Source organism: Nitrosomonas sp. Nm58 (genome assembly GCF_900107335.1).
Lineage (GTDB): Bacteria > Pseudomonadota > Gammaproteobacteria > Burkholderiales > Nitrosomonadaceae > Nitrosomonas.
On sequence record NZ_FNPQ01000061.1, the window covers coordinates 1 to 10,342 of the forward strand.

Here is a 10,342-nt window from a genome sequence, read left to right on the forward strand (position 1 = left end):
TGCGTATGTTATCGGTTGTCAGACGTAGTGCAGTCAAGGCAAGAACACAAACCATCAATCAACTCAGATCGTTATTAATCAGTGCACCGGATGATTTGCGTGAACGACTCTGGAAAACCAAACCGGAAGAATGCGTAGCAGGCTGTGCACGACTTCGGAGGGCAAAAGATAATTGTTTTGCATAAAACATTGGTAGCGTTGTCAATAGGAGACCTGAAATAATGACCCTCTATTTTGCTGCTGTTGTGTCACCGTCAAGCATCAAACCCATTGTAGTAATAAGCGAGTCGAACCTTGGTGACATTAAGTGCTCCTTCTGTGCTCCACTTGCTGACATTGACCCTCATGTTCACCGTCCGAAACAATCTTTCTACTCTGCTTGTCGTCTTTCCTGCTAATCTGTTCTCCAAAGCCGTAAACATATCCTCGCGAGCATTCTCAAGATAAGATACACAACGCTTGAATTCTTTTTCCTGACAATAATCTATCACTTTTTTCAATCGCGCTTTCTTGGATTCGATCATCGCTTTAATCGTATCGGGGCAGTCTACCAAAGGCCGGCTCGCGCATATCTCCGTCAGCTCCGCCACAACATGTAACCATTCCCTGCTTTTTCTTTTAACGCCATCAGACCATAAAGCATACTGTGCTTGGTAGGGAATATGCCACAAACATCGCTGAACAAGGACTGTAACCTTTCCTTTCAAGCTTTCAAAAATAGAAGTATCGCCATCGGTTAAAAGCAAAAATGGTTCCTTGAATTTCTTGATCACCTCAATACTCTTTTGAAACAGCTTGTCCCATGAGCCGTTGTAGTTGCCGATATCGATACCCGCGACCCTGATGCCGCCCCCTTCTTTATACTGCACCAACACTTTCAACTCCTTTCCCCGTTTGGCGATCCCGGTAATCCCAATGCCGGTTCCATCCGCCTCGCAACGTGGCACCTCATTTTCATCCAGAACAAAATCTATCCCGGCGCCAACCCGTTGCACAGACCTCCAGATCGTCATCTTGTCTATCGCCCACCCGAACATATTGCCGAATTTCTCTGATACACGGTAGGACGTCAACGCTCCCATCAGCGCCAACTTGCGCCGCGTTTCTTCGGGAATTCTCTTCCTCGGTTCCATGCCGAGCAACGTTCGGGTGATGTACTGCTTACTGCCGCACGCACTGCATTGCACCTGCAGCTGTTTGAGCGTGATATATCGAAACCAGGTGAGAATAATCGTTGCTTTTCCATGCCGCGTCTTCCAAATGAATTCCCTGTTATTGCCACAACATTGACAAACGAATGACTTTCTTTCCTGAACCATCTCATACTCGCCAAAGCCAACAAGCACTTTCTGGAAGAAACCCTCAAGCAACTGTGGCAACAACATAAGAAACGCCTTCATAATCGATGAAAAACTACTCTGCGCCACGCAGACTCTGAATTGACAGTCAAATTCGATCGTAATCTTCTTCTGCAGGGTCGTTCCCATATTGCCCTCCTTTTTGGATTTCGTTTATGCAAAAAACCAAACACTATATTGGAGGGCAACTATATTTTATAACTCTCAGGTCTCTCAAATTCTACGTTACCAAATCCTTCAAATCCATGAAGACCTGGGTGCATCCGAAGACCATTAATACCGACAAAGCACCAGCCTTCGGATCCGTTATTGCAGAACTGAAAGCGAAAGGAAAGTGTTCGGCGGACACAGTGCACAGGTAGGTGAAATACCTGAACAATATTATAGAAGCTGACCACAGAAAGCTTAAACGGTTAATCAACCTCGTACGCGGTTTCAAATCAATTAAGACTGCCTATGCAACAATCAAGGGGGGTTGAGCTGATGCAGATGTTTAAAAAAGGACTGGTGAATGCCTGCAAATATGGACAGGGGCCCATAGGTGGAATCCGTCTCTTTGAAAGATAATTTGGCATTTACACAAAATAAATCTAACCTACCAGAGAGTTGGCTTTAACCGTCATGCTTTTTTGCAACAGAGCCTCTGTAAGTATAGGTTTTAATACAGTGATGACTCAAAGTAGGGATAAGAAACGATAGGGGTGTTCCTACTAGGAACACCCCTAGATTTTTCATACCACACATTATTGCTCTCTTTTTTCAGATGCTACTTGCGCTGCTTTAAGCCGTAGTGTCTCGTATAGTGCTTCTTCAAGCTCTGACGAATCGATATCAGGAGCAATACGAATTTTTATTTGATTGCCATCACGTGTAAGTGTGCAGAATTCTTGGCCATGGTAGCCACGGGTAAGGACCCTGCTTGTTCGTGGCGGTTTAGTAGTAAAGCGCGTTTCTATCCAAGCTGAGGCCCGTACTTGAGTAAGTTTTCCATCTCGAATCAGTGATAAGGCATCAAAAACCAAATCCCCCCGTCCATTTTTACAGTGTTTTGCAAGAGCTTCCGCAGCATTTGCACCGATAAGATTATGATGATTATTGAGCAGATCATGAATTTTGTCTGGAAAGTGATCAAAACTCAGAAGACGTTGAATTTGGGTAGTAGAGTACCCTGTCTCTCTTGCTAGCGCTCGTACTGATTGTATGGCACCCATCTTCAGCAATAATTTGAATCCTTGATAAATTTGAAAATCGGAGAGAGCGCGATGAAATAAATTCTCAAAAAGTAGTGCTCTGGCTGCCTGGTTATCGTCCATCTTTCGAACGATGCACGAAATAGCTTGAAGTCCATTAAGCTTACAAGCTTCTAGGCGATGTTCTCCAGCAATGAGTTCGTATTCACCATTTCTAATAGGGCGAACTAAGATCGGTTGGTGAAGACCATCATTGCGCATATTTTCAGCAAGATCTGCGACATGCGCTTCATCAAGTCGATTTTTTGGTTGGTAGGGGCTGCGTTTTATTTTATCAATTGATAATTGTTGAACAATTTCATCTGGGCGCAATATAAAATCCTGGTTAGATTTTGTTTGTGACACCAAGTCATTATCGTTGTGAAGAGAATGTGCACTGATATCAGTTTCTTGAGTGACATTAGTTTGCGTCACATTTCCAGAAAAAGCCGTAGGAAATGATGTTTCATCGAAAGAATCAATGTTTACAAAGTCTGGCAGGCGTTCTGTTATTGACTGATCAACGAAATTAATTTTCCCTTTCTGAACAAGGCCACTAACTTTGGGAGGAACTTTCTTCTTCATGTTCATAGGGCTTTTACTGTAATAGGAATAGCGGGAATGCCGTTTAATTTAATGCCATAGTGCTTAATTAACGACTTGGTCAAATCAATAATAGCACGCGCCCCAACGGAAGAGGGCTCGCGCTCGATTAAAGGCCCACTTTTTTGTTCCTGAAATAAGTCCATTTGTCGCATAAAACCAGCAGAGTGTGGAATGATATTGTCGTCAAGCTCATTCGGGTATTTCGTCATAAGAGTTGAAAGAGCATCTTTCGGTGGTCCATAGCTAGGATGATAGCCATTGGCGACGATATGTACATTGAGCTCAAAACCCTGTCCAGCAAACGCACGATTAAGTTCTGTGATATTTGAAGCAAGGACTTCCATCGCTTTTAGAGACTGTCCATCTAACCAGACTACGGCTAGAATCGTTTTACTGGCAAACATTAGCGTATTGGTCAATAAAGTAGTTCCTGGTGCTGAATCTATAACGATTACATCGTAATTAGTCAGGATCTCTATCTGAGAGTCTAGTAAGCGCTTAAAAACTGCTTCACGATTTGTTGCGCCCATAAGCCAGCTGTCTGCATCTGCCAAGGTAATATCAGATGCAATCAAATCCAACATGCCTCCTGCGTAAATCTGACGCATAGCGCTCTGTAGATTAACATGCTCTCGGCGGTATTGGCGGCGCATCAATTCGCCAATGTGAACAATCTCTTCGGTCACCCAATTAATGCCAAACATGCTGGTCAATGAAGCTTGGGGATCACCATCAATCATCAATACTCTATGACCAAATAATGCTAAAGCGGAGGAGATATTTGCGGCAATAGTTGTCTTCCCAGTTCCTCCCTTTGACATGCGGCAATTGATGATTGGTGGAATAGAAAGACTGTGCGGTATTTCAGGGGATGATGATAAAAGCTTCAGTCGTGCTTGTCTGATCTGTTCGGCAGTATAAAGGCGATGATAAGGCTCACCGTTGCTGTCGCGATCACCAAACAAATTCCGAAAAGCTTTGTTTGATCCTGAAAAACCAACGAATTCCTGAGCAAAGCGCGATTTAACTCCGTAATTCCTCATGAAGATCCCTGTATATGTGAATAAAAGCTTCAATTATATTTTCATGATAAATTAGAAGCTGGTACATATCAAGGTTGTTAGATGAATAATGTTGCTATTAAATATTAATGTGATACTGGGATAATAATAGATGTATGGAACAAGAATGATTTAATCGAGATAGATAAACTTTAGAAAATATATTATGTAGAAGTGAGTAATAAAACTCTTGATGGAAAGAATACTTTTAAGAAACTGTTTGGAAATTCTGAATAAATTTGTTTATGCAGTGCTAAATGAATCGCGGATTCAAATATTGAATATCCCCAAGTCAAATTTCAATAAAATCCAGTAACAATTATTTAGAAGAGGAATACATGATAGATTTACATGAGTTGCTCAAGAGCTATCCCAATGCGTCACGCACGGAGAGGAAAAAAGCAATTACTTTGAGCTGTTAATCAAATACTTCCTCAAACATGACCTAACCTACTTCCTCAATTTTTCAGATGTATGGACGTGTGCTGACTGGGCGAACCAACAAAATATGGATAGCCGTGATGTAGGTATCGATTTGGTAGTCAAGCTTGCCGATGAGGATGGTAGAAAATTGCCCTTTGCTGAAAGGACGTTTTGTAATCATTAAAGTGTCCGTTTCCTTGTGATGTTTACGTTGAAAATGAACAGCTGATTGCAATGGATTGAAATGTTAATCCATACAGGAACATCACCGTTTTTTAAAGATTCTCGGGGGTTGGGGCAGACAGTCCCAATATTTTTGTGAGTGAAAGCGCTCACGATACGCTGTTTATTATTAATAAGTGTTTAATAAAACGTTTTAACCTTTCCCTGGGGGGTTAAATACTAGGGCAGGGGGGGAGGGGGTTAACTAATCTAATTGGAGCGAATACGTTTCGATCTGGTGCGAAATAGGCTGGGTATTAGTTTAGATTTATCTCTTTTTTTATGTTTGCTCAAATTATTTATTTTCACAGTCAGTGGATTGTAGCTATCTAAAATGTTATCCACATATTAACAGCTATGATTAAGTAAAGATTAATATATAAAAGATTAAAAGAAGAAAAGAATAGCGGTTCTTACCGCTATTTAATATGTAATTAAAACATAAAGATACACAATCTTTTTATATGCGAATTGTGAGCTATAACCTCCATCTTTTACGTAGTGTGAGTCATAACCACCTCATTTTGTTATAAGTGTGAGTTATAACCACCAAATGTGTGAGTCATAACCACCACTTTTTAGTTGAAGTGTGAGCTATAACCTCCATTCTGAACAGAAAAATGTGAATTTTTTATGCTGAAATGGGTAAGAATTTGTTAGAAAAATCGTTGTGTGAATTGTAACCACCACATAGTGTGAGTTATGACCACCACTTTTTGAATGAAGTGTGACTTATAGCCACCACAAAATGTGAGTCATAACCACTACATTATTAAGAATTATTCACAGATATTAGGTTTGAGTCGATGATATGTTTATCTGAATCGCTGTTGCGTTTATTGGCGGCCTTTTGTTCGCTAATAAACTCATTTGATGGATATATTATGTATTTAACATCTGTAATTGCGCGGCTTTTTTTACGTTCGTCTGTTTCATAGCTTGCTATGATATTCTTTTCTTTAAGTTCGTCTAACGCGGAGAGCACTTTTTTTCTGTTATCAATTTCTCTGCTTTGCTGCAATAACCCGGTGCTTTTCAAATCTGAATACATGAAATGATAGTTATTGATAAAATTGGCGTGTCGGTAACGATTGATTAATTTCTTGTAAATTAAACGAGTTAATTGCTCATCGCAGCTCATCAAACGATCATAGTTAAACTGTCTGTATTCAAGCTGATTTATTGCATGGCTAATAAACAGAGGCAATCTACCGATATGTTGTGCGTCGGTATCGGCCAGATACTCTTCACGACCAACGGTTACCAGATCTTGTAGAATGGAACCCTTCCAGATTTCTTTTTTATCTTTAGAGAGCGTGATTACACAAGAACTCATTACTTCTATAGCATGTTTTATCTGGTTAATATTTCGGTCACGACCTCTGGATGCGAGTTCTTTCAAAACCATTCTTAAAGAAAACCGTACCCATGTTTCGATTTTGTTGACATCATGAATACCATGATTTTGTATAGTGAGAATTTTTTTTAAAGCTTCTTCTACAAGTTCTTCAGTTATACCAGGGAAGAACGCTTGATATTTATTATTCCCTTGTTTTATCAAGGCGGGTTGAATGCGGACAGTAAAATTGCTGCCTTTCTCCGTATAGTTCCATTCATAGGGGTCAGCATGGCCTGTCTCTGTTCTTAATTTTTTTACCTGGGCAGGTGTTAGAAAATATTTCGGAATGCTTTCCCATATTTCAATGGTATTTGAAACCTCACTTTTGTCATTGGTGACAAATTGTGAGAATAGGTCAAGCTGAACGCTTTTGATGTACTTTTCTGGTGGTTTTTTCACTAGCTTATATTGTGCATGAGGGAGTACACATTTACTTGCGGATGCATGCGTAATTGTACTATTAATTATCTGTGTGTCACTCATATCAGAACCTCTGAAATTTTTGCCCTCATGAGATAAGCCCTAGAAAACAAGGACCATAACCAGGACAGCAATGAAGAACAGGCCTGTGGCCAATAAATTGATGATGGCTGCTTGCCTGGTACTTTGGGCGAGAGTGGATACCTCTTTTATTTTCTCGTTAAAACCGGATGCGATTTTTTGATCGATTGACTCAAAACAAGCATTGATTATTTGTTCGGTTAACAGATGGGTGTTTCGAGAGCTTGCCTGGAGTAGCGTATTGGCTTTATTTTCCGTAGCCTGCGACCATAGGCTGATATTTTCTTCCAATGTCGAGCGGAAATTATTTAAAAGCACCTGGTGCGCTTTATTATTTTCCTCAAGCAAGATTTCATTGAGGGTGTGAATCATTAATATCGGATCATCATCCGTGAGGGCAATGCCGTGTTTGGCAGCGACCCTCTCAATGATCTTGCTGCAATGATCCCGTTCTATCGTTGTCATGTTAAAACAGCGGCCACACTCTCAATGTTCGCGAAGAGCTGTTTCCTTATGATATTTAGCCGCTGACGCACCATGATGGGCAGGGATTTGCTCTCCAGAGCTTCACTGAAGGTTAATTTGGATTGCAATATTTCGCTCAAATCCTTGCCGAAGGTATCCGCCTTATAATGAGGGATTCTGATAATGGCCGACACGCGGCTTTTGTTATCCAAATAAGTTTTCATTTCCTCGAATCTTTTACCATCCATTTCTATTTCGCCCCAGTAGGGGTTCAACCAAACGACAAACAGTGTATCAATTGGAAAGGATTCGATTAAATTCGCAAAACCTGTCAGGGTGTCGAGCAGTGCCTGGCTGCCTGTAATGACCGTATGAATAACCAGTTCATGGCCCATGTCTGGAAGCAGGGCAGGGATCTGGTTGCTGATGAGATAATGCGACATGGGCACAAAGGTGCTGGCGCCGTTGTCAATAATGACGTCACTTTCTGATTTACTGATAAGTTCAATCAAGTCGTCGAACTTTCTCGGATCAATTTCATCACCGGACATTACGTTGATCTTTCGCACGTTTAGCTTTTTGAACCCATGGAATGTTGCGTTCACGGGATCAGTATCAACACAAAGCAGCTTTTTTCCTTTGGCCTGCTTGTGCTGAGCCAGTGTCGATGCGATGAAAGATTTACCGACACCGCCTTTGCCTTGCAAAATCATATGTATTTTAGCCATCAGATTAACTCCTCTTTATCAATGGACGAACGATAGTTAAAGCCATTGCTTTCTCGCTCCTGAGTCATGCCGGATACCGGCTGCCTGTGCTTCTTCCTTGCAGATAAATCATCCGGTTTATCAAAAATGTGCCTTTTGACAAGATTCCTGAACCACAGATAGGAACAACCGATTTTCTTCTCATCTTTTAGCGTCGACCATATCTGTCGCATTGACCATCCGTCATGAAGTGCCTGGCTGATTTCTGTTTTCAGGGCCAAGAAAGCCGGTTCATATAAATTCCTACGACCTGGATTTTTCTGCTCTCTCAAAGAGATTCGTTCGGATAACGATGGGCTCATGGCAAATTCCTGACTGTTATTTGGCGTAAAAATATTCCAATTTATTACAGTATCTATTGGGTATTCATTTACTTCCTGTTTGGTTCATTCCTGATGATAACTGTTTGTATTTAATACCTGTAAAGACAAATTACAGGCCCTTTACAGTATTGTTAAAGTATTAGTATATCCATATATTACTCATTTGCAATGTATTTGTTTAATGATAATATGGATCGTATAAACAAACTCTACCGGGCAAGATATGTGAAGTTAGCTAACTTTTGAAAAAGTTAACTCACATCACACGGGTCTTATTCGCACATGACTGTGCTCAACGAATCTTGCTCTGCGAGGCTATCAACGCCAGAATAATTTTTGAGGTGAGTCATGGTTCAAAAGCGGCTGTTACATCTTCGAGTGCCTGTAACGTGGGATGAAGAGCAGGGAATCAGAACAAAAGCACGTGACACGGGTTTGTCAGTGGCTAAATACATGCGTCAGGTGAGTCTGGGATACCTTGTGCCGAGCACCATTGATAATCAGCAAGTAGAAAAACTGTTAGCAATTAACGGCGATCTGGGTAGGGCAGGGGGGTTATTAAAGATGTGGCTGACCAATGATGTCCGGACAAAAATAACCAGCAAGGCAGAAATTGAGGCAACCCTGGTTGCCATACGCACAACGCAGAACGCGATGCTGAATGCGATTCTGGAACTCAGCAACAAAAAGACCCATACTTAACGGTTAATTATCGTGATGATCGCTAAAATCATACCCATCAAATGTGTGCGCAAAAGCAACTACGCTGCACTGATACAGTATCTGACGGATCCTCAAGGCAAGAGTGAACGCATCAGTCAAATACAAGCAGCAAACTGTTACACAGATGATCTGACAGCGGCACTCATTGAGATACAAAATACCCAGAAAATGAACACGCGCGCCAAATCAGATAAGACCTGTCATTTGGTGCTGAGCTTCCCGGAAGGCGAGCGGTTGCTACACGCGGATCTGAATGCAATTGAAGAGCGGTTTTGCGAGGCTTTGGGTTTTACGGGTCATCAACGGTTCAGCGTGGTGCACGATGACACCCATAACCTGCACATGCATATCGCAATCAATAAGATTCACCCCAAAACCCTCACCATTCACAACCCCTACTATGACTACATCAAGGTAGCGAAGCTTTGTGAGCAAATCGAACAGGAATATGGCTTAACCACAGTTAATCATGAAACCCTAAACGATAAAGCTTCCAGAGTGGCGCAGGAAATTGAAGCCAGAACGGGTGTGGAGAGTTTAGTGGGCTGGATCAAGCGAGAGGCGCTCACTGAAATCAAGCGATCGGATCGCTGGCAGGATTTACATCAGGTTTTAGCCAGACATGGCCTTGCAATTAAAGAACGTGGCAATGGGTTTATATTGATTGCCAGTAATAATGTGGCCGTTAAAGCCAGCTCTGTTGATCGATCTTTGTCCAAAGGGAATTTGACCCAAAGACTGGGTGCCTTTGTACCGAGTGAACATTCTGCGCAATCGTTGCCACAAAACAACAAACACTATCAGCCGAGGCCATTACAAAACCGGATGGAGTCTTCAAGTCTCTATGCAAGATACCAGCAAGAACAAAGCGACTCCGCCAGACAGCGCACCAACCAATGGGCCCTGTTGCGACACAGCAGAGATCGATTAATCGAACGCGCCAAACGGGAAGCCCAACTTAAGCGCAAACTCATTAAAAGCATCAACGCCGGGAGATTGGCAAAGAAAGCACTGTATGCAACTGCGCATCATCAATTCAAAACAAGAATCGGAGTCATTAAAAGCGATTACCAAAACGCCTATCAACGCTCTAAAGCTAATCATTCCAGAATGGGGTGGTTGGATTGGTTAGCCAAAGAAGCAAAAAATGGTCATGCTGAAGCATTGGTTTGTCAATGACGGAGCAAAAAGGTACCAGCATAGCGCGCGAAAAGTGTACCAGTTAGGTTAATAAAAAAGAGGGATTTAACCTCTGGTTTTAGCGC

At 41.7% G+C, this 10,342-nt stretch carries 11 protein-coding genes and 1 pseudogene; 5 read left to right on the plus strand and 7 right to left on the minus strand.

Translation table 11 applies throughout. The features are described from left to right. Positions 1-185: hypothetical protein (locus BLW34_RS13780; protein WP_218138868.1), on the plus strand; the 185-nt coding region annotated here is incomplete at its 5' end. Between the two features lie 69 nt (positions 186-254). Here the strand turns inward: BLW34_RS13780 and BLW34_RS13785 are convergent. Further along, the gene (locus BLW34_RS13785) at positions 255-1,487 is read right to left on the minus strand and encodes a hypothetical protein (protein ID WP_090580760.1); all 1,233 of its coding nucleotides are present in this window, start codon (positions 1,485-1,487) and stop codon (positions 255-257) included. Between the two features lie 131 nt (positions 1,488-1,618). Here BLW34_RS13785 and BLW34_RS17525 point away from each other — a divergent pair. Beyond that, positions 1,619-1,925, plus strand: a pseudogene (locus BLW34_RS17525) (DDE-type integrase/transposase/recombinase); the annotation flags it as partial. A gap of 176 nt (positions 1,926-2,101) precedes the next feature. Here the strand turns inward: BLW34_RS17525 and BLW34_RS13800 are convergent. Both BLW34_RS13800 and BLW34_RS13805 read right to left on the minus strand, forming a co-directional pair. After that, entirely contained in the window at positions 2,102-3,178 is a 1,077-nt protein-coding gene (locus tag BLW34_RS13800) for a ParB/RepB/Spo0J family partition protein (protein ID WP_090580769.1), read from the minus strand. Further along, the gene (locus BLW34_RS13805; RefSeq protein WP_143037944.1) at positions 3,175-4,269 is read right to left on the minus strand and encodes a ParA family protein; all 1,095 of its coding nucleotides are present in this window, start codon (positions 4,267-4,269) and stop codon (positions 3,175-3,177) included. Before BLW34_RS13805 ends, BLW34_RS13800 begins: the two co-directional genes overlap by 4 nt. Before the next feature lie 406 nt (positions 4,270-4,675). On the opposite strand from BLW34_RS13805, the gene BLW34_RS17530 reads away from it, so the two are divergent. Continuing rightward, on the plus strand, positions 4,676-4,861 hold the full coding sequence (locus tag BLW34_RS17530; RefSeq protein ID WP_371263954.1) for a restriction endonuclease: 186 nt from the start codon (positions 4,676-4,678) through the stop codon (positions 4,859-4,861). A gap of 810 nt (positions 4,862-5,671) precedes the next feature. Here the strand turns inward: BLW34_RS17530 and BLW34_RS13815 are convergent. Genes BLW34_RS13815 through BLW34_RS13830 form a run of 4 tightly spaced genes read right to left on the minus strand, consistent with a single transcriptional unit; the run spans position 5,672 to position 8,333 of the window. Further along, positions 5,672-6,781 (minus strand): hypothetical protein, encoded by a 1,110-nt coding sequence (locus BLW34_RS13815; protein ID WP_090580778.1) that lies wholly within the window; start codon positions 6,779-6,781, stop codon positions 5,672-5,674. Positions 6,782-6,820: 39 nt separating this feature from the next. Continuing rightward, on the minus strand, positions 6,821-7,264 hold the full coding sequence (locus BLW34_RS13820; protein ID WP_090580781.1) for a conjugal transfer protein TraM: 444 nt from the start codon (positions 7,262-7,264) through the stop codon (positions 6,821-6,823). Next, positions 7,261-7,992, minus strand: a complete 732-nt coding sequence (locus tag BLW34_RS13825) for a nucleotide-binding protein (protein ID WP_090580784.1) — start codon at positions 7,990-7,992, stop codon at positions 7,261-7,263. The genes BLW34_RS13820 and BLW34_RS13825 overlap by 4 nt, the downstream gene beginning before the upstream one ends. Continuing rightward, positions 7,992-8,333 carry a TraK family protein gene (locus BLW34_RS13830; RefSeq protein ID WP_090541808.1) on the minus strand — a complete coding sequence of 114 codons (342 nt, stop codon included), beginning with the start codon at positions 8,331-8,333 and terminating at the stop codon, positions 7,992-7,994. The genes BLW34_RS13825 and BLW34_RS13830 overlap by 1 nt, the downstream gene beginning before the upstream one ends. Before the next feature lie 369 nt (positions 8,334-8,702). Between BLW34_RS13830 and BLW34_RS13835 the strand changes: the two genes are divergently transcribed. After that, complete coding sequence (locus tag BLW34_RS13835) at positions 8,703-9,056, plus strand: plasmid mobilization protein (protein WP_090580786.1); 354 nt, start codon at positions 8,703-8,705, stop codon at positions 9,054-9,056. A 15-nt stretch (positions 9,057-9,071) separates the two neighbouring features. Continuing rightward, positions 9,072-10,256: a TraI/MobA(P) family conjugative relaxase gene (gene traI, locus BLW34_RS13840; RefSeq protein WP_256203810.1), complete on the plus strand. Its 1,185-nt coding sequence runs from the start codon at positions 9,072-9,074 to the stop codon at positions 10,254-10,256. The last annotated feature ends 86 nt before the right edge of the window (positions 10,257-10,342 follow it).